We start from the raw sequence: 23,332 nt of genomic DNA on the forward strand, positions 1-23,332 counted from the left end.
TTCATGACCATGCCAACCTCACAATGTCCGTGGCGGATGCAGGTCCATCACATCCATCAGGAGACGCCGGATGTGTGGACGCTGTCACTGCTGTGCCATGACTACTATCCGTACCGCGCAGGTCAGTATGCACTGGTCAGTGTCCGCAACAGTGCGGATACGCTGCGCGCCTACACGCTTTCCTCGACGCCGGGCGTGAGCGAGTACATTACGCTGACCATCCGCCGTATTGATGACGGGGCAGGCTCCCGGTGGCTGACCCAGGACGTGAAGCGTGGAGATTACCTCTGGCTGTCTGACGCCCAGGGCGATTTCACCTGTGACGACAAAGCAGAGGATAAGTTCCTGCTGCTGGCGGCCGGTTGTGGCGTGACGCCGATTATGTCAATGCGCCGCTGGCTGGCCAAAAACCGCCCGCAGGCTGACGTGCAGGTGATCTTCAGCGTGCGTTCACCGGACGATGTGATCTTTGCCGACGAATGGCGCAACTATCCGGTCACGCTGGTGGCAGAACGCAACGCGACGCACGGTTTTGTCGCGGGGCGTCTGAACCGCGAACTGCTGCGAAGCGTACCGGATATCGCAAACCGTACCGTGATGACCTGCGGCCCGGCGCCGTACATGGCTATTGTGGAAGAGGACGTAAAAGCGCTCGGCGTCACCCGCTTCTTCAAAGAGCAGTTCTTCACGCCGGTGGCAGAAGCGGCAACCAGCGGGATCCAGTTCACCAGACTGCAACCGGCGCAGACCTTCTTTGGCCGCGTGGGCACCACGCTGCTGGAGGCGCTGGAGAGCAATAAAGTACCGGTGGCTGCAGCCTGTCGTGCTGGCGTGTGTGGGTGCTGTAAAACGAAAGTGGTGTCCGGTGATTATACCGTCACCAGCACCATGACGCTGACGGACGCAGAGATCGCGGAAGGTTACGTGCTGGCGTGTTCGTGCCATCCGCAGGGCGATCTGGTCCTCGCATAAACAATAAACGCTCGTTCGTAGGCCCGGTAAGCGTAAGCGCCACCGGGCTTTTTTGCCGGGTGGCACTGCGTTTACCCGGCCTACAACTACCCTACCGCCACGCGGGCGCTTTCCCCAGCGCGTAACGCCCGGCTCCTAAAAACGCCACCGCCAGCGAGCCGATAAAGAAGTACATCAGGCTCTCAATCGCCCAGGCCCCCACGGCATCCAGCGCAAAGGTTTTACCCGTGCCCACCATCAGCCATGCCACGATCATGGTGAACGCCAGTACCAGCGCCGCCGGGCGCGTGAAGAGCCCGACAATAATCAGGATCGGTGCCACCACTTCGCCAATCAGCACACCGTAAGCGATAAATCCCGGCAATCCTTTTTCCACCAGCATGCCGCTGATAAACCCGACGCCGCCAAACAACTTGTGTAAACCGTGAAACAGCATCAGCCCGCCGACGGCAAGTCGTAACAAGAGTTTGCCGAGATCGTCACACGCGAGCTTTTCATTTACAGCCATTAACAATGATTTAACCATTTGAAATCCTTTATTTTTCACCCTGTACCCGAACAGATTATGCCGAACAATCACTCATGAAAACCACCTTTAAATGAGGGGTATTGCGCAGGCAATACAGTGACTTTCTTCTAAGCTTGTAGGCGAAATCACAAAAAGGAGACGGACCACCATGAAACAAACCGTGGCTGCATATATAGCGAAGACCCTGGAACAGGCAGGCGTAAAACGTATCTGGGGCGTAACCGGGGATTCCCTTAACGGCCTCAGCGATAGCCTTAACAGGATGAAGACCATTGAATGGATGTCGACCCGTCATGAAGAGGTCGCCGCCTTTGCTGCCGGTGCCGAAGCACAGCTCACGGGTGAACTGGCCGTCTGCGCCGGGTCATGCGGGCCGGGTAACCTGCATCTGATCAACGGGCTGTTCGACTGCCACCGCAATCACGTGCCGGTGCTGGCGATAGCCGCCCACATCCCCTCTTCCGAAATCGGCAGCGGCTATTTTCAGGAGACGCATCCGCAGGAGCTGTTCCGTGAATGCAGCCACTATTGCGAGCTGGTTTCATCCCCGGAGCAGATCCCGCAGGTGCTGGCCATCGCCATGCGCAAGGCGGTGCTGAACCGGGGCGTTTCTGTGGTCGTCATCCCGGGCGACGTGGCCCTGAAGGCGGCGCCTGAAGGGGCCAGTACCCACTGGTACCACGCGCCGCAGCCGGTCATCACCCCAGCGGAAGAGGAGCTGAAAAAGCTGGCGCAGCTGCTGCGCTACTCCAGCAATATCGCCCTGATGTGCGGCAGCGGCTGTGCTGGCGCGCACAAGGAGCTGCTTGAATTTGCGGGCAAGCTGAAAGCCCCGATAGTTCATGCCCTGCGCGGCAAAGAGCACGTCGAGTACGACAACCCCTATGACGTGGGAATGACCGGGCTGATCGGTTTTTCCAGCGGCTTCCACACCATGATGAACGCCGACACCCTGATTTTGCTCGGCACCCAGTTCCCGTATCGCGCGTTCTACCCGACGGATGCCAAAATCATTCAGATTGATATCAACCCGGCCAGCATCGGCGCACACAGTAAGGTCGATATGGCGCTGGTGGGGGACATCAAATCCACCCTTGCCGCCCTGCTGCCGCTGCTGGAAGAGAAAACAGATCGCAGGTTCCTCGACAAGGCCCTCAGCGATTATCGCGATGCCCGCAAGGGGCTGGACGACCTCGCCAAACCGAGCGACAAAGCGATCCATCCGCAGTATTTGGCCCAGCAGATCAGCCATTTCGCAGACGACGATGCCATCTTCGCCTGTGACGTAGGCACCCCCACCGTCTGGGCGGCGCGCTATCTGAAAATGAACGGCAAACGCCGTCTGCTCGGCTCGTTCAACCACGGCTCGATGGCGAACGCCATGCCGCAGGCGCTGGGGGCAAAAGCGACAGCGCCGGAGCGTCAGGTGGTGGCGATGTGCGGCGATGGCGGGTTCAGCATGCTGATGGGGGATTTCCTGTCGGTGGTACAAATGAAGCTGCCGCTGAAAATCGTGGTCTTTAATAACAGCGTGCTGGGCTTTGTGGCGATGGAGATGAAAGCTGGCGGCTATCTGACAGACGGCACCGAGTTGCACGACACCAACTTCGCGCGCATCGCCGAGGCCTGTGGCATTACCGGCATCCGCGTGGAGAAAGCGTCAGAGGTGGATGAAGCCCTGCAGCGCGCCTTTTCCATCGACGGCCCGGTGCTGGTGGATGTCGTGGTCGCCAAAGAGGAGCTGGCCATCCCGCCGCAGATCAAGCTGGAGCAGGCCAAAGGCTTTAGCCTCTACATGCTGCGTGCGATCATCAGCGGCCGCGGCGATGAGGTGATCGAACTGGCAAAAACCAACTGGCTCAGGTAAAACATCTGGCATCGCCTTTTAAATATAAGGACATGCCATGATTGATTTACGCAGTGATACCGTTACCCGCCCGAGTCGCGCCATGCTCGAAGAGATGATGGCCGCCCCGGTCGGGGACGACGTTTACGGTGACGATCCGACCGTAAACGAGCTGCAGCGCTATGCCGCGGAGCTCAGCGGCAAAGAGGCCGCCCTGTTCCTGCCCACCGGAACCCAGGCTAACCTGGTGGCGCTGCTCAGCCACTGCGAGCGCGGCGAAGAGTACATTGTCGGCCAGGGGGCGCATAACTATCTCTACGAAGCAGGCGGTGCCGCAGTGCTCGGCAGCATTCAGCCGCAGCCGATTGACGCCGCACCGGACGGCACCCTGCCGCTCGACAAAGTCGCCGCGAAAATCAAAGCCGACGATATCCATTTCGCCCGCACCCGGCTGCTCAGCCTCGAAAACACCCATAACGGCAAAGTCCTGCCGCGCGAGTACCTGAAAGCGGCGTGGGAATTCACCCGCGAACGCAAACTCGGGCTGCACGTGGACGGCGCGCGTATTTTTAACGCCGTGGTGGCCTACGGCTGCGAGCTGAAAGAGATTACACAATACTGCGATTCGTTCACCATCTGCCTCTCTAAAGGGCTGGGTACGCCTGTCGGCTCCCTGCTGGTGGGCAACGCGGACTACATTAAGCGCGCGAACCGCTGGCGCAAGATGACCGGCGGCGGCATGCGCCAGGCCGGTATTCTGGCGGCGGCGGGTCTGTATGCCCTGAAAAACAACGTGGCGCGCCTGAAGGACGATCACGACAATGCCGCGTGGATGGCGACGCAGCTGCGTGAAATTGGCGCCGACGTGATGCGCCACGACACCAACATGCTGTTCGTGCGCGTGGGCGATGACCATGCCGCGGCGCTGGGTGAGTTTCTGAAAGCGCGTGGCGTGCTGATCAATGCGTCACCCGTTGTGCGTCTGGTGATGCATCTCGACGTGAGTCGCGCACAGCTGGCGGACGTGGTGAAACACTGGCAGGCCTTTTTACAGCGTTAAGGAGCAGAACGTGCCGCAGCGTATTCTGGTGCTTGGCGCCAGCGGGTATATCGGTCAGCATCTCACCGCGGCGTTAAGCCAGCAGGGGCATCAGGTGCTGGCGGCGGCACGCAACACGGAACGCCTGCAAAAGCAGAACCTGCCCGGCGTGACCTGCCACAACGTCGACCTCAACTGGCCTGTCGCGCTGCCAGCACTGCTGGAGGGGGTCGATACGCTTTATTACCTGGTGCACAGCATGGGCGAAGGGGGCGATTTTATCGCCCACGAACGTCAGGTGGCCCTCAACGTGCGCGATGCGCTGCGGCAAACGCCGGTGAAGCAGGTGATTTTTTTAAGTTCGCTTCAGGCCCCTGAAAACGCGCAGTCCGATCATCTGCGTGCGCGCCAGCTTACCGCTGACACGTTGCGCAGTGCGAACATTCCCGTCACGGAACTGCGCGCCGGCATTATCGTCGGTGCCGGTTCCGCTGCCTTCGAAGTGATGCGCGATATGGTCTACAACCTGCCGGTGCTCACGCCGCCGCGCTGGGTCCGCTCGCGTACCACGCCCATCGCGCTGGAGAATCTGCTGCATTATCTGGTGGCATTACTGGATCATCCGGCGGAACAGCACCGCGTGTTCGAAGCCGCTGGCCCGGAAGTGCTGAGCTATCAGGAACAGTTTGAACACTTTATGCGCGTCAGCGGCCGTCGACGCTGGCTGATCCCGATCCCCTTCCCGACCCGCTGGATCTCGGTGTGGTTTTTGAATGTGATCACCTCCGTCCCACCGACGACCGCCAAGGCCCTGATCCAGGGGCTGAAACACGATCTGCTGGCAGACGATAGCGCGCTCCGCGCCTTAATTCCCCAGCCGTTGATCCGCTTTGACGAGGCCGTGCGCAACACCCTGCAAGAAGAGGCGCAGCTGGTGAACTCCAGCGACTGGGGCTACGACGCCCAGGCGTTTGCTCGCTGGCGGCCGGAGTACGGTTATTACCCGAAACAGGCGGGCTGCACGGTAAAAACCCCGGCAAGCCTGGCCGCGCTGTGGGAGGTGGTAAACCAGATTGGCGGTAAAGAGCGCTATTTCTTCGGCAACCTGCTCTGGCAAACCCGCGGAGCGATGGACCTGCTGGTGGGCCACCGGCTGGCAAAAGGCCGCCCGGCACGTCCGTATCTTGAGGTGGGCGACGCGGTGGACAGCTGGAAGGTGATCATCGTCGAACCGGAAAAACAGCTGGCACTGCTGTTCGGTATGAAAGCGCCGGGACTCGGCCGGCTTTGCTTTACCCTGAAAGACAAAGGCGATCATCGTGAACTGGACGTTCGCGCCTGGTGGCATCCTCACGGCATGCCCGGTCTGTTCTACTGGTTGTTCATGATCCCGGCGCACCTGTTTATCTTTCGCGGTATGGCAAAGCGGATTGCGCAACGGGCAGAACAAAAGACGGAAAAGATCTAAATAAAACTCTCTTTCTTTCACCTTTCCCATTGCATAGCGCCGTAATTCACGAAAGAATGCGCACGAAATTCTTTTCAACACAGTGGATTGATATGAAGGTACTGGTTACCGGGGCGACCAGCGGCTTAGGCCGAAATGCGGTCGAATTTCTGCGCAACAAGGGCATCAGCGTCAGGGCTACCGGTCGCAACGAAGCGATGGGTAAACTGCTGCAAAAAATGGGCGCAGAGTTCGTCCATGCCGATCTGACGGAGCTGGTCTCCTCTCAGGCCAAAGTGATGCTCGCCGGTATCGATACCCTGTGGCACTGCTCCAGCTTTACCTCTCCGTGGGGTACCCAGGAAGCCTTTGATCTCGCCAACGTGCGGGCCACCCGCCGTCTGGGCGAATGGGCCGTCGCCTGGGGCGTGCGTAACTTTATTCATATCTCCTCTCCGTCGCTCTATTTCGACTATCACCACCACCGCGATGTGCAGGAAGATTTCCGGCCGGCCCGTTTTGCCTGTGAGTTTGCCCGCAGCAAGGCAGCCAGCGAAGAGGTGATTGATCTGCTGGCACAGTCGAACCCGCATACCCGTTTTACGATCCTGCGTCCGCAGAGCCTGTTCGGACCGCACGACAAAGTGTTTATTCCCCGTCTGGCGCAGATGATGCACCACTACGGCAGCGTGCTGCTGCCGCGCGGCGGCGACGCGCTGGTGGATATGACCTATTACGAAAATGCGGTCCACGCCATGTGGCTGGCCAGCCAGCCTGACTGCGATACGCTGATTTCCGGTCGCGCCTATAACATCACCAACGGCGAGCCCTGCACGCTTCGCAGCATTGTGCAGCGCCTGATTGATGAGCTGCAGATCAACTGCCGTATCCGTTCCGTGCCTTACCCGATGCTGGATATGATCGCCCGCAGCATGGAGCGTTTTGGCAGTAAATCGGCCAAAGAGCCTGCGCTGACCCACTATGGCGTCTCAAAGCTAAATTTTGATTTCACGCTGGATATTTCCCGCGCGGAGAATGAGCTGGGGTATAAGCCGATTGTGACGCTGGATGAAGGGATTGTGCGTACCGCGGCGTGGCTGCGGGATCACGGGAAGTTGCATCGGTAGTTAATCTGGTGCGGCCTGATGCCCTCTCCCACAGGGAGAGGGAGTAAAGACTAAAACGGCAACCTTTCGGTTGCCGTTTTGTTTTTACAGAGCCGTCCAGGCTTCAGACCATGCCAGACCCGCGCCTGGTTCATAGTATGCCGGGGCGTTGTTACACCAGCCGCTGTACGGGAACGGTTTGCACTGGAACAATTTACCGTGGTTGTTCACGATATCGCCTGCGCTGTACTTGCTGTTCGCGCTCCACGCCGGGTAGGTACCTTCATCCTGAGACGGGGTCGCCGCTTTGGCTTTGACGTTCAGCAGGTAAGTGGTGGTGCTGCTCAGTTCACCATCGCTGACGGTCAGGCTGACTTCGTACTGTTTAGCCGTGGCGGCTTCTGGTGCCGTAAAGGTGATCACCGCTTTGTCCTGACCGGTCACCGTCTGGCCGTCCTGGGAACGCCAGGTGTAAGTCAGCTGGTTACCGTCTTCGTCAGTAGAACCTTCCGCGCTCAGAGACACCTGCGCACCCGCTTCAACCGCACCAATCGGACCGGCAATCTGCGCAACCGGTGCGTGGTTTACCGGAGCCGGCGTGTTGTCAGCAGGCGTATTATCCGCTGGGGTATTGTCTGCTGGCGTGTTGTCCGCTGGCGTATTATCTGCCGGGGTGTTGTCAGCAGGGGTGTTATCCGCCGGGTTCACATTTGAGCCATCGTCATTCACGATCTTCACGTTAAAGAACTTCTGTACACACCTGGTGTAGTCGCCGTCTTTGAACGCGCTGAATGGCGTCTGGTAGCCCACCAGCTGGCACGCGTAGGTTTTGCCGTCAGGCGTATCCGCGCTCCATCCCCAGTCCTGCTCCCAGTAAATCTTCAGGGCACCCGCGCCGCCTTCATCGAACTGCTTCATGTTGGCACAGCCCAGCACTTCATCAGCAGGAACAGGCACTTTCAGGTAGTTTGCGAACTCTTTGTAGTACTTGATACGGTTCTGAGACTGGGCAATCTCGGTCGGACCGCCGCACTCAACGCCGCCGTTGATGATCTGGGTGGTGACGCCGAAGCCTGGGACCAGGCCGTTAGCCTTGTCGTGGTCGTTCGGCTGCCAGGTCCCGTCGATAACCTGCAGCATGCTTGGTTTTGGCGGTTGTGGATAGGCGAAGAAGAAGATCGCACTTGCCAGGTTCAGCCAGGTGTCTGCCACCAGCTCTGGTTTGTCGAGCAGCGTGCGGACATCGCCGTACATCGCTTCAGAGAACGGACCGTAGTTATAGTTGTAAGACAGCTGTTTCGCACCGCGACCGAAGTAGCTCAGGAAATCGCCGTCTTTGTCTTTACCGCACGGCCAGGTCTGACCCTGCCAGACGCTGGTATTACATTCGCCGTTATAGCCGCCCTTCTGGCCTTCACTCCAGCCCATTTCACGCACGTACACCAGCGCCTGACGCCATTCAGCTTCCGGACGCCAGCTTTCGTGCCCCCCCGTTTCCTGCGCAAAGTGAGCAAACATGGTTGCCAGCTCTTTACGGCAGATGGCATCGCTGTTGCGGCCGTCTTTATAGGTGTCGCACAGTGCAGGGAATTTGCCCACCGCTTTCAGGAAGTTGCTGTAGCTGTAATCCTTCGCGCGCAGTGGGAACAGGTATTCCCAGTCGCTCTCTTTCAGGATCCCTTCAACGCGTTTTACGTTATCCGGGTTTGCCGCACGGCCTGGCTCAATCTGCTCAACTGACGCGTTGTCCAGCGTACGGATAGTATCCTTCACGGATTTCATCAGCGGGAAATCGGTGAGCGCTTTCTCCTTTTTCGCCAGATCGCTGGCTTTCATGGTGTAAGGCTCGCTGTTATCCGCCTTCAGCATGGTGGCCTGAGCAATAACAGGTGCTACGCATGCACCTGCAATAAGCACGCTCAGTAATGTCCTTTTATTCATCTCGGTTATTCCTGTTAATTTCGATAGTGTTAAATAAAAATCCAGCTTATTTATTAATCCATTAATAAATAAACTCCAGACAGCTGCTTTTCATTTTCTGAAGAATACGTATTGGTACTCTTCAAAAAAGAAAAAACTCACCAGTCATTTCTTTCATGGGCAACGGATTTGAGTTGCTGATATTTTTCCCAGACTTTATGGGCATACACCATGCGTTTGGGGTAATTCTCTTTTTTGAGCCCGGCGTTATAAGCGCCGACGGCTTCCCAGTTATAACCGTAAACTTTAATCATGCCTGAGAGGATCGATGCGCCCACCATAATGGAGGTACAAGGTTCAGTCATGAGTCTTCGTTCGCTGATACCGTGTTGTTCAAGCGCCGTAAAGTGCGTGCTGTTAATTTGCATTAATCCCACATCAATCGTGCCATCGTGATTTTTCCCGACCGCATAGGGATTCATTCCTGATTCAACATTAGCAATCGCATACAGCAAATACGGATCAACATGATAATAGTGCGCTGCTTTATTCCAGCAATTCGCTAACGCGCTTTGGCTTAATATCAATAACAGAAACAGTAAACGCTTCATTATTCACCTGCTGTGGTATGACTCGATTCTCCTTAAACACGTCCTGTTAAATTAGGTGAAGTGACTGGTCACACCCGAAGCGGGGTGTGACCAGTCATTGTGGGCAGATATCGCACCCACAATTTCACATCAGAAGATTATTTGCAGTCCGCAGACGCGCCTTCTTTCACCCATACATCGCTGTTACCGGGTTTGTCGCCCTGAGTCCACCATTTCGCACGGTATTCAAAGCCCTGATAGGACGTTTTGTCACCACCGTTGTAGACTTTATCGGCACGCCAGTTCATTTTCACCTGGCTGACCATTTCCCATGCGTCTGCATCAAAGCCAGGTTTGTTGCCCTGAGTCCAGTATTTCGCTTTCCATACCAGATTATCGGAACTGACCATATCGCCATTGTTGTAGACTTTGCTGGATTCCCATGCCGCATATTTGCTGGCGTTGGCGTCAACCGGGTTGTCACAGCTGCCGGTTGCTTGCCCTTCGTCAGAAGGTTTGTCGCCTTCGTCAGCGGGGGTGTTGTCTTCATCAGGCACAACCGGCGTTGCTTTCGGCGTGACCGTAACCTGTACGTTAGACTGAACGCTGGCTTTACCGTCGCTCACCATCACGCTCAGGGTGTAGGTTGAGTCAGTGCTCACATCCGGTGCGGTGATCTGTACGCTTGAGGTGTTCGTACCGGTGGCGTGCATATCAGATGGAACGCTCCAGGTATAGGTCAGTGCATCACCATCTGGATCCGCAGCCTGTACGTTCAGGGTATAAGACTGGCCTGCTTCCAGGGTTACAGCCTGCATCTGGTTAACCACTGGAGCCTGGTTCGCTTTCGGCGCCTTGTTCACAACCTGAACATCAGCGGTGCTGCTCAGACCTTTAGGATCGGTCACGGTCAGACGGAATGCCAGGGTCTGGTTGCTGGTCACCGCGCCAACGGAGAAGGTCGCTTTCGCTTTGGTGCTGTTGGTCAGCGTGACGGATGGGCCAGAGATCTGGGTCCACTTGTACGTCAGCGCATCGCCATCAGGATCGGTAGACGCAGAGCCGTCCAGGGTGACAGTTGCCGGACCGGTCACGGTTTGATCCGCAGCGGAGGCAATTGGCGCATGGTTAGTCACCACCGGATCCGGCGTTGAACCACCCAGCAGGCTTTCGTTCATCGCGTTCAGGATGTCACCGTTATCAGAGTCGATAGACCAGGCGAACAGACCACCGAGGTTTTTGGCCATCACGTATTTACCTTTCGCCGTCGCGGAACGGGCATCTTCATAAGAGATCAGCTCGCCGGTAGACTTGTTAAAGACGTATGGCGCTTCAGCATCCGCGTCATAACCGTATTCCCAGCCTGGCTTGCCTTTGTACTCGTTCACAATCTGACGATAGTCAACAACGCCGGGTTCCCAGGTGCCTTTCACGGCGTCAGTCGCCGTACCGGTGAACGGGTTGTCGCCGGTGTAACCGTGAACGCCCTTCCAGCCGCGGCCATACATGCCGGTACCCACCACGATTTTGCCTGGCTGTACGCCCTGCTGCAGCAGCGCGTCAACGCCGTTAGAGGTGGTGTAGTTGGTGTCCGGACGCCATGCTGGCGCATGCAGTGCCGCCTGGTGGCCGAGATCGGTCATGCTCCACGCACCGTAGAAGTCATAGCTCATCAGGAAGATGTGGTCGAGGTACTGCTGCGCCGTGGTGTAGTCCACGTCTTCGATCTTATCTTTGCCCGCACCGATAGCGCTGGTCAGCTCATAGGTACGTCCGGTTTCCGCAGACAGCTCGTTCAGCATGGTGCGCAGATCGTGCATCAGCGCGGTATAGGTCGCTTTATCCTGCTGAGCATTACCCAGACCTTCGTTTACACCGCCGCCGCCAGGGAATTCCCAGTCGATATCCACGCCGTCGAAGAATTTCCAGGTTTTCAGGAAGTCTTTAACAGACGCCACGAAGCGGGCACGGATCGCGGTGTCGTTCATATGATAGAACGGATCGGACATGGTCCAGCCGCCGATGGATGGCAGGATCTTCAGGTCCGGATGGGCTTTTTTCAGCGCCATCAGCTGGCCAAAGTTACCTTTGTACGGGTCGTCCCAGTTAGATACGCCAGATTGTGGCATCTGCAGCGCAGCCCACGGATCGTGGATCGCCACAGTGTAGTCAGGACGGCCAGCACAGGCTTTCTGCAGGTTTGCGAAGCTGTTGCCATTCTCAACGGTTTTCAGACCGTCGTTGATGCCATCACCGCCACAAATTGGAATGAAGCCGTACAGGAGGTGGTTCAGGTTAGAGGCTGGAATTTTATCAACCGGGAACTGACGACCGTATACGCCCCACTCAGGGAAGTAAGCGGCAACTACTTTATCGGTATGCTGTGCGAAGGTTTTGTTGTTTTCACGCATAGGCGCATTCAGCGGCTGCAGGTGGCTACCGTCGGTATCCGCAACGATAATCAGCTTGCTGGCGCTTTTGGTACAACCGCTGGTGTTACAGAGTTCAACCTGTTCCTGGTAACGGCCACCTTTTTTCACTTTAAAGGTCGCAGAGCCAGAGGCACCGGCAGCGCCAGACCATACGGTCTGACCGTCGAGCAGGACTTTACCGGTAGTCGGCGCATCGCCGCTCCAGACGTTCCACTCCACCTTCACGTCAACGCCATCGTTATGGACCTTAACGAGGTTACCGTAGTCCACCACAGACTGATCCACTTCAACGATAGCAAATTTGTCATTACCGCTGCTGATAGTTGGCGTACCTGGGGCTGCGGCGAACGCAGAGCCGGAGACGGCGGCGACAAACAGTGCCAGATAAGTTGGCTTCATAAATTTCATTATTAATTCCTGATAATCTTATTTGTGATAAATTAAAACAACCATGTATTCCATATAACATGGGCGGGTAGTGAATATATTATTTAACTAAAACCGTGAGCCTTACTTAATTAAACCAGACAGCTATTACGCTAAATTATCCTCCCTAAAAAGACATAAGCGACAATCCTTACAGTTTATGTCTCTTACAATACGCCGGGAATTTAATAAAATCCTGCCATTCCCTTATCGAAAAAATTTCAAAAAAAACTTGACCGCGCCGTTCAGAATGTAACGTGCAAGGTCTGCAGAATAAAAATAACCAAACCCGCCAGTGACAACATCGGTCCAAACGGAATAACGCTATTTTCTTTAACAGATTTATAAAAAAGGAAATACAACGCGATGCCGCTCAATGCAGCCGCCAGCAATAAAGAAGGCAATGCCTGCCAGCCGCACCACGCGCCCAGCGCGGCCAGCAGCTTAAAATCACCGTAGCCCAAACCTTCGCGGCCTGTGCTCAGGCGAAACGCCCAGTACATCAGCCACAGCGACAGGTAGCCTGCCGCCGCGCCATACAGGGCATCCGTCAGCGGCAACTGATGAAACAGTGCATGGCTTAACAGCCCCGCCCACAGCAGGGGTTGCGTCAGACAATCCGGCAGCAGCAGGTGTTTCGCGTCAATCACTGCCAGCGGCAGCAGCCCGCACCAGAGCACCCACAGTGAGGCCAATGCGGCCGCAGACGGGGCAAACGCCGCCGTCAGGGCAAAAAACAGGGCGCAGGAAAGCTCAAGCAGCAGCAGACGCAGCGGGATCGCGGTTTTACAGCAGCGGCAGCGCCCGCGCAGACAGCACCAGCTCACCACAGGGATATTTTCCCACCAGGAGAGCCTGTGGGCACACGCGGGGCAGTGGGAGGCAGGAAACAGCAGGTTCCCGGCGCCCTCCTCTTCGTTTATAAGCGGGGGAATGCGCTCGACAACTACGCCCAGAAAGCTGCCGATAATGCCGCCAAGCGTACCGCTCAGCAGGCAAAGGGCGGGCATCTGGCTGCTCTGAAGCAGCATCAGCGGGTTCATGCCACTTTCGCCCAGGTGAGTTTTATCTGCGCTTTTACGTCGCTGAGATGATCGACCGGGGTGAGATCCATTTTCTCCAGACGCACCCCGGTGGTTAAATTCACCTCCCGGAGCCAGTTTTTCAGTTCATAGACGTTAACCCGATCAATATTAAATGACAGGGTCTGACCGTCCTGCTGAATATTACTCAGCGCAACGTGGATCTCTTTCGCGCTCTCTTCCACCACGCTACGTGGATTACTGGTTTTTAATATTTTAGCCTGAAGATGGTTTTTATTTATTTCGGCACGCATCCAGTTGAGAGTTTGTTTCTGTTTGGCCAGCGTACTTTCACTATTTTTAATCATACTGTCCAGCGGAGTCATTACGCCGTACCAGATAATGGCGCAGCAGAGCGCCGCGCCGCACAGTTTAAACAGATTTCGCTCGCGCGGACTGTAGCCCTGATAGCGCGCCTTTAATTGTCCAATTTTCTCTTTCATTTATATTTCCCTGTGATAATGGCTGTATACGGCGCTTCACTGGAAACCGGCTGCAGCGTAAAGTCGAAGGTGTCACTGGCCTTATTGACGAACGCCTGCAACGCAGCGGGATCCGTGGCGCTGATGTTGAGCGTGAGCTGATTCTGCGTGTCGTCATACCCGACTTCACTCAGTTCAACCGACGGGAGCGCGGCTTTGATCTGCTCCAGCGCCTCCAGTTGCAGAAAGACGCCTTTTTTCTCTTTCTTAATGTTCTGCCCGACGTGGTACTTCAGGTTGGTGGTCTGGCGCAGCGTGGGAAAGTAGTGCTGAGCCAGCTCAACCATCTGCTGCTGGGCCAGATTTTCCTGGTGAGTCAGCATCCAGGCCATGCCGATGCGAGGGCCGATCAGCAGTCCCAGGCTCAGCAGCGCCACGGCGGCGATAGCCGATCTGGCGTAACAAAAACCGCCGTCGGTGCCTTTGGCAGAAAATTCGCCGTGCAAGAGATTGGCTTTGCAGGTTTTCCACTGCGGCTGGAGCAGCACCAGCGGGTGCTGCCAGGCCAGTTGCTCATCCACCTGCACGCCCGCGGGCGCATCGCCGTAGCAGACGATTTCCCCGGCGCGCTGCTGGCTCAGCAGCAGCGGCAGCAGCGCGGCGTCGGTTTCGCAGGCGCCAAACGGCGAGTAGCGCATCCAGTAGCCGTCGTCGGTGGACACCAGCGTGGTCCCGCCTTCGGCCACCGGCAGAAGGATGGCATCGGGCAGCACCTGCACCACCGTCAGTCCGGCCCCGGCACAGCGGTCCAGCCAGTAGCGCAGACGCGCCGCATCAATGGCCACCGCGTCAACGTCCCGCCCTTTTTTGCTGAGCACCGTCCAGTGGAGCGTGTCCACGTCACCTATCAGCGTCTCTTCGGCCAGCCAGGAGAATTCAACGCTCCCTTTTTTCGGCAAGGTGAAATGGCGGAAGATCATTTCGCAGGCCGGGAGTAACAGACATACCCGCGCGGCAAGCGCGTGACCGGCGAGTTCCGCCAGTGACGCCGCCCCCTGGCGTTCTCCTACCTGGTCGCTACCGGACTCGCACCACATTATGTTCCCGTCTTCATGCGTATCGGGACGAATAAAAAGCACCTGTTTCATAGAGATCGTCTTGTGTTATTCAACCATTCGGTAGCGACGTTGCCAGGTAATCACCTTCCCGGCTTCATTATCAACATGAAGCTGGCTGACGACGCGCAGCGTTAAATCATCGGTATTGCCGGTACTGTTGACCCGGAAATAGTTACTGTTCACCGCAAGCAACGCCTGAACCTGCTTGAGGGCGTCTTTGGTCTGCGGATAATTTGTCTCAAGCGCTTTCAGGAATGCCTCCATCGACTCCCAGCCCTCTTCCGGGCGGGAGGCGATAAGCCGGATGGCTTCATCCTCAGTCAGCGAGCCGATGAACAGCGCGGCCAGTAGCGGCGCCTGTTCTTCGGTCAATGTATTCACATCCACCTTACTGGCCGTGTCCGGTAAGACGCACAGCACCTTACTGACTTTGCCGTAGGCCGCCGCCGGAAAGGCGGGCAGCAGCTTTAATTCCCCCGGGGTGCGCATCATCTGATTCGCGGGCTGCCGCGCTGGCTCTACGCCAGCCCAGGCATCCGTCTCCAGCCCCTCTTTAACCGTCGTGGTATCGCCATCGAGATAGTCCATCAGTTGCTGGTAGATCTCTTCGGCATCCCCCGTGGAGATCCCGCTGTCGGCGAGCAGTTGTTCAACGATGCGCTCTTTGACCGGTTTTTCCGGCAGCGCGCCCGCCGTCTGGGTCGCCGGTGTCGGATCAGCGGCCAGTAAATTGTTCACGTTAAAACAGGTCTGGGCGTCCTCAATCTGGCTTACCACGGTGTAATGTTCGCCTTCGGTTTTCACCGGATCCGTCCATTCCCCTTTTGGCGACAGCCCTTTGCTCTCACCGCTGGCGTACGTCTGCAGCCGGTCTTCAATCGCTTTTTGCTGGCTCTGAATGGACCAGCGCAGCTGCTGCTGGCTCACCTGATAGCGGGTCTTCTGCAGATTGCGGCAGAACTGCTGGCTGATTTTGGCCGCCAGCGCTGACATCATGACCAGCAAAATTAGCACCACCAGCAGCGCGACACCGCGCTGTTTTCGAACCGATTTTCCGCTCATTTCTTCTCTCCGGACGGGGCAGGTGCCGGCTGCGGTTGCGCATCCCCAGGGGCTTCTGGCTTAGCTTCTTTTGGCGCCGCAGGCGCGTCCGGCAGATCGCCCGGGGTGGTAAAGACCCAGCGCCAGGTATCGCCATTTTCCATGGTCAGCAGCAGCTCCACGCCGTCCGGCTGATGCGCCGTGTCGGTCCACTTGTCGAGCCAGCTCGCTTTCCAGAAGCGCCAGGAGATCTCTTTCACCTCGCTGAGGATCGCCACCTCTTCCGGCTTCGCATCCGCCGGGCCGTCAATGACCGGCCAGATATCCCGCCACAGCTTTTTATCTTTGAGCCGCCAGCGCACGCGCTCCAGCTGAACCTGACCGCTCACGCCGTTCAGCGTGGTCAGCTCCAGCGCATCGTCATGCTGGACAAAAACCTCAGGCTCGTTGCGCGGGGCGCGGGCCTGAAGCTGGAAGAAATCCCGCTCCAGCAGGTTGTAAGCGCGCTGAAGCTGGTTTAAGCGGGTGGCCGCCGCGTCGGTGGCGTTCGAGGTGCGCATCGCCCCGTCAAGGATTTGCCAGGCAAGCAAGCTGATAACCGCGAAAATGGTCAGCGCAATCATGATCTCCAGCAGCGTAAAGCCCTGCTGACGCTGAATCTGCTTGCTCATTTCACTTCTCCCGGATCCGGCACCTGCAGGGTAATCACCGGCTTGTCTTCGTCGCCCTCGGCGAACACCTGCACCTCATCAGCAAAGCGTTTTTCGGTGACGTTGACCCGCTGCTTGCGCCAGGTCCAGTTGCGCCCGCCCATCATCTCCGTGCCCGTCTGCAGGGCATCCGGGAGCGGTGTGTTGCTCAGTTTCGCTTCCGCCAGCTGGTTTTCCGCCACCCAGCTCGCCTGCAGCGAGTCGCCGAGACCGTGGGTGAAGCGCACGTTCAGCGAGACGGAATTCATCAGGGCCAGCGCGGCGGTGGAGAAGATGACCAGAGCGACCATCACTTCCAGCAGGGTCATCCCCTGTTCTTTGCGTTTAGTCATCGTTCTCTACCAAAACCGGTGATGCCCCCTGCGACACCACGCGAAAGCGTTGCTTTTTGTCAAAGCTCTGCAGGGAAAGCGTGAAGCGGCCGATCTCCCCGTCCGGCAAAAAGACAATCTGCGGCGTCGCGTCAGTCGTTGCCGCAAGGCGCTGCGGTGACAGTGAGACGTGCATCTCTTCCGGGAACTGACCGTGGGTAACAATGCGCCCGGCGGTTAAGGGTTCCCAGTGACACTCGCCCTCTTTTTCGGCCCATGTGACCAGCTGATATTCCGAGGGGGTGATCACCAGCCCGACAATATTGCCGTCCATCACCGCACGGTCCGAACCATATTCAACGAGGGCTTTTAACTGCTGACCGAAAATATCCGCGCCGCTGCGCGACGGTATAGTCGACACCACCATCATGGCGCAGCTGGCAAATATCACCAGCGCCAGAATAATTTCCAGTAAGGTAAACCCGCGCTGCTTATTCATTACTTCTCTTTTTTATCTAAAGACCAGTTGGTAATATCATCCGCGGTATTCGCTTCGGCATCCGGACCGGCAGAGAACACATCCACCGCTCCATGTTCACCCGGGCTTACCAGGATATAATCATTACCCCATGGGTCTTCCGGCAGACGACGAATATAGCCATCGTCACGGTAGTTTTTCGGGATCGGGGCGATTTCCGGTTTGGTCACCAGCGCCTGCAGCCCCTGCTCTGTCGTGGGATAACGGTGGTTATCCAGCTTGTACATATCCAGCGAACCTTCCAGCGCTACGATATCGCTGGTCGCTTTCTGGGCATCGGCTTTTTCTTTATTTCCCATTAAATTTGGCACCACCATACTGGCGAGCACGCCAAGAATAACGATGACCACCATTAATTCGAGCAACGTAAACCCGGCCTGACGTTTCAGGCTATTTCTTTTTAAGGACATATTTAACCCACCATATTATTGAGCTGAAGAAGCGGTTGTAATATTGACAGCACGATAAATAAAACCACTGTCGCCATTGTCACCACCAGTGCCGGTTCAAAGACCGACAGCGTTAACGTAATTCGATGTTGTAAAGCCGATTCCTGATTTTCCGCGGCGCGATCCATTAATGAACCTAATTCCCCGCTCTCTTCACCAGAGGCAATCATATACAGCATGGTCGGCGGAAACAGTTTCGCCTGGTCCAGGGCGTTATACAGGGAGGCCCCCTGACGCACGGTATCCGCCGCCTGCTCCAGCACCTGCCGGGCATAGCGGTTTTCGATCCCGTCCATCGCGATATACATCCCCTCCAGCAACGGGACGCTACTGGCCTGCAGGATACTGAGCGTGCGGATATAGCGCGCGCTGTTAATGGCGCAGACCAGCTTTTTGATCGGCGAGCCGTTCACCAGCCAGCTGTGCCAGCGAAAACGGTTCGCCGTTTTCTTGACCCAGACCTTAAAGCCGACCATCGCGCCAAAGAAGGCACCCGCAATGAAGATCCCGTATGCCTGCAGGAAATCACTGACGGCAATCAGGGTACGGGTGGTAATCGGCAGTTGCTGCTTCATATGCACAAACTGCTCGATCACCTGCGGGACCACCGCCACCAGCAGGATGCTGATCACCGCCACGGCGACCACCGTCAGGGTGATCGGGTAGACCATCGCCTGCGTCAGCTTGCTTTTCATCTTCTGACGCTGCTCGTTGTACTCCGCCAGCTTCTCCAGCACGTCGCCGAGGTGGCCGGTTTTTTCCCCGGCCATTACCAGCGTGCAGTACAGCTTGTCAAACGTGCGCGGGAACTGGCTGAAGGCGTCAAAAAGGGTATGGCCTTCCACCACTTTCTCGCGGATTTCGGTCACCATCGCCGCCAGCTTTTTGTCTTCCGTCTGCTTTGAAATCGCCTTCAGGGCGCTTTCCAGCGGCAGCGACGCATTAACCAGCGTCGACAGCTGACGGGTAAACATCGACAGCACCGGCACAGAGAGTCTGGCGCCGGTTTTGGCTTTGGCGCTGGCCGCATTTTCACAGGTTTCGGTGATGGTCAGCGGCATCAGCTTCTGTTCACGAAGCGACTGACGCACCTGCTTTGGCCCTTCCGCCTGCAGCGTGCCGCGCTGGTTTTTCCCGGCGGCATCGGTGGCGGTCCACGCGTAGAAAGCCATTATTCATCGCCTCCACGCTCGGCGGTCACGCGCATCACCTCTTCCAGCGAGGTGATGCCGCTGATGACCTTCATCAGGCCGTTTTCGCGCAGGCTGTAGGCCTGTTTGAACAGCTCGGTCTCAATGGACATTTCATCTTTGTCTTCGTGAATGGCGCGGCGCATGGCGCTGTCGACCACCAGAAACTCGTGAATGCCCGCCCGCCCCTGATACCCGCTCTGACGGCAGTGTTCGCAACCCACGGCGCGATAGATGGCCTTCGGCGGTTTATCCATAAAGCTAAACAGCGCTTTTTCATTGTCGTCCAGCGGACTGGTGGTCCGGCAGTGCGGACACAGCCGCCGCACCAGACGCTGGGCAATGACGCCAAGTAGCGATGAACCAATCAAGAAGGACTCAAGGCCCATATCCCGCAGACGGGTAATTGCCCCCGCCGCACTGTTGGTGTGCAGCGTAGACATGACCAGGTGACCGGTGAGCGACGCCTGCACCGCAATTTGCGCGGTTTCGCCGTCACGAATCTCCCCGATCATCACCACGTCAGGATCCTGACGCAAAATGGCGCGCAGGCCGCGGGCAAAGGTCATGTCCACGCGCGGGTTCACCTGCGTCTGCCCCACCCCTTCCAGCTCATACTCAATCGGATCTTCGACGGTCAGGATGTTACGTTCATGGCCGTTCAGCGCCGACAGAATGGCGTACAGGGTGGTACTTTTACCGGAGCCTGTCGGCCCGGTGACCAGGATAATGCCGTGCGGGCGAGCAATCAGCCCTTTCAGTTTTTCCAGCTCTTCATCAATCAGCCCGAGCTTGTTGATGTCCGGCTTCAGGTTGCTCTTATCAAGCAGACGCATGACCACGCGCTCGCCGTACTGCGACGGAATAGTCGAGACACGCACGTCGATCGCTTTACGGCCAATGCGCAGGGAGATACGGCCATCCTGCGGCAGTCGTTTTTCGGCGATATCGAGCTTCGACATCACCTTAATACGCGACACCAGCAGCGGCGCCAGCTTACGCGCCGGCTGCAGTACCGGGCGCAGCACGCCGTCAACGCGAAAACGGATGCTCAGCGTGCGCTCGAAGGTTTCGATATGGATATCCGAGGCGCCGTCTTTCACCGCTTCGCCAAGAATGGCGTTGATCAGGCGGATCACCGGCGAGTTTTCGTCGTTATCCAGCAGATCTTCGTTGTCCGGGATCTCCTCAGTTAACGCCATCAGATCGATATCCGCATCCATGTCGTCCACCAGCTGCTGCGAAACGCCGCTGTTCTGCTGCCAGATTTTGGCCAGCATTTCATCAAACGCTTCGGCGCTCAGTGTCTGGGGCACAAAGGCGCGCCCCAGCACCCGGCGCATCTCCAGCAGCGCAAACGCGGGCACATCTTCACGGATATAGACCGTGTCGTTCCAGAACAGGATGCCGTTGTCTTTCGCAAAGCTGCTGGTGCAAAGCTGTTTCGTCAGTTCATCCACGCATCACCTCCGCTTACTCTTTGAAGGGATTGCGGGTCGATGACGGCGCAGTCGTCCCCACCGGCGTCGAACGGCTTTGCGGCGGAAGTGCCGGCAGTACCGGGTTATCACTGTTTTCAATAATCCCCAGCTTCTGCTCTTCCATACGCTGCTGCTGACGGGCGCGGATCTGATCGTATTTCTCTTTCGTCGCCGCGCTGTAGTTGTCGTCATCACGCAGCACGGTGGTGTGGATAAACACCATCAGGTTACGTTTCGACGTGTCCTGCGAGGTATAGCGGAACAGCTGTCCCACCAGCGGCAGGTCACCCAGTAGCGGCACTTTTGACACGTTCTGTTTGTTGACATTCTCCATCAACCCGCCGAGCACCACCGTCTGGCCACTGTGAACCATCACTTCGTTATTGATGGTGCGGGTGTTGAAGGTTGGCCCCAGGCTGGCGTCCGTGGTGGCGCTGGCATCGACGCTGGAGACTTCCTGTTCGATCTTCAGGTGGATCATATCCCCGTCGTTGATCTGCGGCACAATCTTCAGCTTGGTACCGACGGTTTTACGTTCAACCGAGTTAAAGACGTTGTCACCGCTGGTGGTCTGGGAGCCGGACAGTACCGGCACATCCTGACCGACGTTGAACGACGCTTCTTTGTTATCCAGCGTGACCACGCTCGGCGTGGAGAGAATGTCGTTCTTACCGGTGGTCGACAGCGCAGTCATTAGCGCACCAAAGTCGCCGTTAAAGAAGCCGGTCGCCAGGCCGGTAAAGCTGGCCGTTTTCAGCGTCTTGTTCTTAATCTGGCTGATCGGCAGACCGGTCGAGCCAAACTGCACGCCGCCGTGTGAGCTGGTCCACTGCACGCCGAGATCCAGGCCGTTGCCATCCTGTACCTCAGCAATGATCGCTTCCACCAGCACCTGCGGACGGCGAATATCCAGCTTGTCGATCACCTTCTCCAGCGAGTTCATGACGTTTGGCTGGGCGGTGATCACCAGGGAGTTGGTCGCATCATCGGCGGTAATATTCAGATCCCCTGAAGGGCTTGCGGTTTTGCTTTTCGGCGTACCCGCTTTGTCTTTTAGCTGCTCACCAATACCGGTCAGCACCGGCACCACTTTTGAGGCGTTGGCGTACTTCAGGTAAAAGACGCGGGTATTGCCCTCGTTATTCTGTTCGCGGTCGAGCTGACCGATCAGCGACCGGGTGCGCGCACGCGCATCTTCCGTCCCACTGATCACCAGGCTGTTGGTTTCGTCATCGGCCACCACTTTGGTTGCCAGCTGCGGCGCGTTCTGCCCTTTCTGCTCTTCATTGTTGAGGTTATTCAACATGTCAGAGAGCTCTTTGGCGGAGGCATAGCGCAGCGGCACGATTTCACGACGCTGCATGCCGGAACGATCCACGCGCTCCACCAGATCCACCAGGCGGTTCACCACCGAGGCTTTACCGGTTAACAACAGCACGTTTGAAGGTTCAAAATGGACCACGTTACCGATGCCCGAAGCGTCGTTCAGCTGGCGCAGCAACGGCGCCAGCTCGCGCACCGGGACGTTTTCCATACGCACCACGCGGGTGATGATCTCATCCCCTTTGCCAGGGTTTTTGCTGTCGGCCACCGGCACACCGGCAGTACGCGCCACGCTTGAACGCACCACTTTGACCATGCCGTTATCCATCGGAATAACCGACAGACCATACAGGTCCAGCACGCTCAGGAAGAACTGATAATATTCCTCCTCCGACAGCACGTTATAGGTTCTCACCGACACGGTGCCCTGAACGGACGGGTCGACGAGTATGGTTTTATTCAGATTACGACTTACCGTATCGATAAATTCGCGGATATCGGTATTTTTAAAACTGGCGCTAAAGTTGGCTGCAAGCAGCGAACCGGAATATAACGACAATGCGGTCAGCGCTACGCACGCCCACGGAAATTTCTTCATGATGTACACTTGTTAATTGTTGAATACATTAACCCGAATATTTTCAAGGTGAGCGTGCCGTCTGACGACAACATCCGCTTCTTTCATTTTCGACCAGTTGGCGATGATATTTTTCGCCTGCGCTTCTTGCGTCATATCGACGTCATTGACTTTCAACACCACGTCGCCTTTTTCCAGTCCTGCATTATGGTAAAAAGGCGTTGCGTTCCGTGGATTAATAGTAAAGCCTTCCAGTTGGCCTTTATCGATTAACGGTTTTAACACCAGATAATCATCGAGATGCAGACTGTCGGCGCCGGCATCTTTTTTCGATTTGGTAACCGGGGCGCTGTCAACACCGCCCTTGAAATACGCCGGTTTATTGAGGGCCAGCGTCTGTTTCGCCCCCTCGTACTGCACAACCACATTATCTTGATTAATTTCACTTACATAGGCATCGTCAAAGCCCACCAGTGGCTCCCCTTCCCGGTAGCTCTGCTGACCGGCGGGCGTCTTGATCACAGCGAACGATAACCAGGATTCATCGCTACGAATAATGCCCTCAATCTCTGCCGACAGTGGCGCTTTTGCCGCGGCCGGCGCGTTGCTTTGACGCACTGCGGCGGTGAAAAGCCCAAAGGATTTTTCAGCGTCAGTTTTTTTTAGCGCTGGCTTATCAGCATTCGCTAACTTATTCGTAACCTTCTTATAATCTTTATAAACGACATATCCCTGCTGGCTGCAGAATATCAGCATGACAAGCATGACGCAGGGTGTCATTAA

The 23,332-nt window shown here is 56.7% G+C and carries 21 protein-coding genes; 5 read left to right on the forward strand and 16 right to left on the reverse strand.

Annotated elements, in window-relative coordinates:
- The first annotated feature begins 3 nt into the window (after positions 1–3).
- A complete protein-coding gene (hcr, locus tag EKN83_RS04070) occupies positions 4–972 on the forward strand; it encodes an NADH oxidoreductase (protein ID WP_126800383.1) in 969 nt (322 codons plus the stop codon).
- A gap of 91 nt (positions 973–1,063) precedes the next feature.
- Here hcr and EKN83_RS04075 read toward each other — a convergent pair whose 3' ends face one another.
- The gene (locus EKN83_RS04075; protein ID WP_025756042.1) at positions 1,064–1,498 is read right to left on the reverse strand and encodes a DoxX family protein; all 435 of its coding nucleotides are present in this window, start codon (positions 1,496–1,498) and stop codon (positions 1,064–1,066) included.
- Positions 1,499–1,649: 151 nt separating this feature from the next.
- On the opposite strand from EKN83_RS04075, the gene poxB reads away from it, so the two are divergent.
- From poxB to EKN83_RS04095, 4 genes are all read left to right on the forward strand, one after another.
- The gene (poxB, locus tag EKN83_RS04080) at positions 1,650–3,368 is read left to right on the forward strand and encodes a ubiquinone-dependent pyruvate dehydrogenase (protein WP_126800384.1); all 1,719 of its coding nucleotides are present in this window, start codon (positions 1,650–1,652) and stop codon (positions 3,366–3,368) included.
- A 37-nt stretch (positions 3,369–3,405) separates the two neighbouring features.
- Positions 3,406–4,407: a low-specificity L-threonine aldolase gene (ltaE, locus tag EKN83_RS04085; protein WP_025756044.1), complete on the forward strand. Its 1,002-nt coding sequence runs from the start codon at positions 3,406–3,408 to the stop codon at positions 4,405–4,407.
- 10 nt (positions 4,408–4,417) lie between these two features.
- Positions 4,418–5,854: an SDR family oxidoreductase gene (locus EKN83_RS04090; RefSeq protein WP_095449419.1), complete on the forward strand. Its 1,437-nt coding sequence runs from the start codon at positions 4,418–4,420 to the stop codon at positions 5,852–5,854.
- Positions 5,855–5,946: 92 nt separating this feature from the next.
- Complete coding sequence (locus EKN83_RS04095; RefSeq protein WP_025756046.1) at positions 5,947–6,960, forward strand: NAD-dependent epimerase/dehydratase family protein; 1,014 nt, start codon at positions 5,947–5,949, stop codon at positions 6,958–6,960.
- Between the two features lie 84 nt (positions 6,961–7,044).
- On the opposite strand, the gene EKN83_RS04100 is transcribed toward EKN83_RS04095, so the two are convergent.
- The 15 genes from EKN83_RS04100 to gspC form a co-directional block, all read right to left on the reverse strand.
- On the reverse strand, positions 7,045–8,880 hold the full coding sequence (locus EKN83_RS04100) for a glycoside hydrolase family 19 protein (RefSeq protein ID WP_126800385.1): 1,836 nt from the start codon (positions 8,878–8,880) through the stop codon (positions 7,045–7,047).
- A 137-nt stretch (positions 8,881–9,017) separates the two neighbouring features.
- Positions 9,018–9,470, reverse strand: coding sequence for a type III secretion system invasion protein IagB (gene iagB, locus EKN83_RS04105; RefSeq protein ID WP_047958137.1), 453 nt, complete (start codon positions 9,468–9,470; stop codon positions 9,018–9,020).
- Positions 9,471–9,607: 137 nt separating this feature from the next.
- On the reverse strand, positions 9,608–12,289 hold the full coding sequence (locus EKN83_RS04110) for a glycosyl hydrolase family 18 protein (protein ID WP_126800386.1): 2,682 nt from the start codon (positions 12,287–12,289) through the stop codon (positions 9,608–9,610).
- 263 nt (positions 12,290–12,552) lie between these two features.
- Complete coding sequence (locus EKN83_RS04115) at positions 12,553–13,350, reverse strand: prepilin peptidase (protein WP_025756050.1); 798 nt, start codon at positions 13,348–13,350, stop codon at positions 12,553–12,555.
- Positions 13,347–13,832 carry a type II secretion system protein M gene (locus EKN83_RS04120; protein WP_025756051.1) on the reverse strand — a complete coding sequence of 162 codons (486 nt, stop codon included), beginning with the start codon at positions 13,830–13,832 and terminating at the stop codon, positions 13,347–13,349. Before EKN83_RS04120 ends, EKN83_RS04115 begins: the two co-directional genes overlap by 4 nt.
- Positions 13,829–14,959 carry a type II secretion system protein GspL gene (gene gspL / locus EKN83_RS04125; protein WP_126800387.1) on the reverse strand — a complete coding sequence of 377 codons (1,131 nt, stop codon included), beginning with the start codon at positions 14,957–14,959 and terminating at the stop codon, positions 13,829–13,831. The genes EKN83_RS04120 and gspL overlap by 4 nt, the downstream gene beginning before the upstream one ends.
- 15 nt (positions 14,960–14,974) lie before the next feature.
- A complete protein-coding gene (gene gspK / locus EKN83_RS04130) occupies positions 14,975–15,991 on the reverse strand; it encodes a type II secretion system minor pseudopilin GspK (RefSeq protein WP_126800388.1) in 1,017 nt (338 codons plus the stop codon).
- Positions 15,988–16,641, reverse strand: coding sequence for a type II secretion system minor pseudopilin GspJ (gspJ, locus tag EKN83_RS04135; protein ID WP_126800389.1), 654 nt, complete (start codon positions 16,639–16,641; stop codon positions 15,988–15,990). The genes gspK and gspJ overlap by 4 nt, the downstream gene beginning before the upstream one ends.
- Positions 16,638–17,012: a type II secretion system minor pseudopilin GspI gene (gene gspI / locus EKN83_RS04140; RefSeq protein WP_045284528.1), complete on the reverse strand. Its 375-nt coding sequence runs from the start codon at positions 17,010–17,012 to the stop codon at positions 16,638–16,640. The genes gspJ and gspI overlap by 4 nt, the downstream gene beginning before the upstream one ends.
- Positions 17,005–17,490: a type II secretion system minor pseudopilin GspH gene (gene gspH / locus EKN83_RS04145; protein ID WP_104557619.1), complete on the reverse strand. Its 486-nt coding sequence runs from the start codon at positions 17,488–17,490 to the stop codon at positions 17,005–17,007. Before gspH ends, gspI begins: the two co-directional genes overlap by 8 nt.
- The gene (gene gspG / locus EKN83_RS04150; RefSeq protein WP_059310662.1) at positions 17,490–17,939 is read right to left on the reverse strand and encodes a type II secretion system major pseudopilin GspG; all 450 of its coding nucleotides are present in this window, start codon (positions 17,937–17,939) and stop codon (positions 17,490–17,492) included. The genes gspH and gspG overlap by 1 nt, the downstream gene beginning before the upstream one ends.
- A gap of 2 nt (positions 17,940–17,941) precedes the next feature.
- Positions 17,942–19,150 carry a type II secretion system inner membrane protein GspF gene (gene gspF / locus EKN83_RS04155; protein ID WP_126800390.1) on the reverse strand — a complete coding sequence of 403 codons (1,209 nt, stop codon included), beginning with the start codon at positions 19,148–19,150 and terminating at the stop codon, positions 17,942–17,944.
- Positions 19,150–20,628 (reverse strand): type II secretion system ATPase GspE, encoded by a 1,479-nt coding sequence (gspE, locus tag EKN83_RS04160; protein WP_025756059.1) that lies wholly within the window; start codon positions 20,626–20,628, stop codon positions 19,150–19,152. The genes gspF and gspE overlap by 1 nt, the downstream gene beginning before the upstream one ends.
- Before the next feature lie 13 nt (positions 20,629–20,641).
- Positions 20,642–22,570 carry a type II secretion system secretin GspD gene (gene gspD / locus EKN83_RS04165; protein WP_045284530.1) on the reverse strand — a complete coding sequence of 643 codons (1,929 nt, stop codon included), beginning with the start codon at positions 22,568–22,570 and terminating at the stop codon, positions 20,642–20,644.
- 12 nt (positions 22,571–22,582) lie between these two features.
- Positions 22,583–23,314 (reverse strand): type II secretion system protein GspC, encoded by a 732-nt coding sequence (gene gspC, locus EKN83_RS04170; RefSeq protein ID WP_025756061.1) that lies wholly within the window; start codon positions 23,312–23,314, stop codon positions 22,583–22,585.
- Positions 23,315–23,332 lie beyond the last annotated feature (18 nt).

Source organism: Enterobacter sp. WCHEn090032, assembly GCF_003986875.1.
GTDB lineage: Bacteria > Pseudomonadota > Gammaproteobacteria > Enterobacterales > Enterobacteriaceae > Enterobacter > Enterobacter sichuanensis.

What these genes read in the sequence shown, in the direction of transcription:
- hcr (WP_126800383.1), top strand. Translation starts at nt 4, where the DNA reads ATGACCATGCCAACCTCACAATGTCCGTGGCGGATGCAGGTCCATCAC.
- EKN83_RS04075 (WP_025756042.1), bottom strand. Translation starts at nt 1,498, where the DNA reads ATGGTTAAATCATTGTTAATGGCTGTAAATGAAAAGCTCGCGTGTGAC.
- poxB (WP_126800384.1), top strand. Translation starts at nt 1,650, where the DNA reads ATGAAACAAACCGTGGCTGCATATATAGCGAAGACCCTGGAACAGGCA.
- ltaE (WP_025756044.1), top strand. Translation starts at nt 3,406, where the DNA reads ATGATTGATTTACGCAGTGATACCGTTACCCGCCCGAGTCGCGCCATG.
- EKN83_RS04095 (WP_025756046.1), top strand. Translation starts at nt 5,947, where the DNA reads ATGAAGGTACTGGTTACCGGGGCGACCAGCGGCTTAGGCCGAAATGCG.
- EKN83_RS04100 (WP_126800385.1), bottom strand. Translation starts at nt 8,880, where the DNA reads ATGAATAAAAGGACATTACTGAGCGTGCTTATTGCAGGTGCATGCGTA.
- iagB (WP_047958137.1), bottom strand. Translation starts at nt 9,470, where the DNA reads ATGAAGCGTTTACTGTTTCTGTTATTGATATTAAGCCAAAGCGCGTTA.
- EKN83_RS04110 (WP_126800386.1), bottom strand. Translation starts at nt 12,289, where the DNA reads ATGAAATTTATGAAGCCAACTTATCTGGCACTGTTTGTCGCCGCCGTC.
- EKN83_RS04115 (WP_025756050.1), bottom strand. Translation starts at nt 13,350, where the DNA reads ATGAACCCGCTGATGCTGCTTCAGAGCAGCCAGATGCCCGCCCTTTGC.
- EKN83_RS04120 (WP_025756051.1), bottom strand. Translation starts at nt 13,832, where the DNA reads ATGAAAGAGAAAATTGGACAATTAAAGGCGCGCTATCAGGGCTACAGT.
- gspL (WP_126800387.1), bottom strand. Translation starts at nt 14,959, where the DNA reads ATGAAACAGGTGCTTTTTATTCGTCCCGATACGCATGAAGACGGGAAC.
- gspK (WP_126800388.1), bottom strand. Translation starts at nt 15,991, where the DNA reads ATGAGCGGAAAATCGGTTCGAAAACAGCGCGGTGTCGCGCTGCTGGTG.
- gspJ (WP_126800389.1), bottom strand. Translation starts at nt 16,641, where the DNA reads ATGAGCAAGCAGATTCAGCGTCAGCAGGGCTTTACGCTGCTGGAGATC.
- gspI (WP_045284528.1), bottom strand. Translation starts at nt 17,012, where the DNA reads ATGACTAAACGCAAAGAACAGGGGATGACCCTGCTGGAAGTGATGGTC.
- gspH (WP_104557619.1), bottom strand. Translation starts at nt 17,490, where the DNA reads ATGAATAAGCAGCGCGGGTTTACCTTACTGGAAATTATTCTGGCGCTG.
- gspG (WP_059310662.1), bottom strand. Translation starts at nt 17,939, where the DNA reads ATGTCCTTAAAAAGAAATAGCCTGAAACGTCAGGCCGGGTTTACGTTG.
- gspF (WP_126800390.1), bottom strand. Translation starts at nt 19,150, where the DNA reads ATGGCTTTCTACGCGTGGACCGCCACCGATGCCGCCGGGAAAAACCAG.
- gspD (WP_045284530.1), bottom strand. Translation starts at nt 22,570, where the DNA reads ATGAAGAAATTTCCGTGGGCGTGCGTAGCGCTGACCGCATTGTCGTTA.
- gspC (WP_025756061.1), bottom strand. Translation starts at nt 23,314, where the DNA reads ATGCTTGTCATGCTGATATTCTGCAGCCAGCAGGGATATGTCGTTTAT.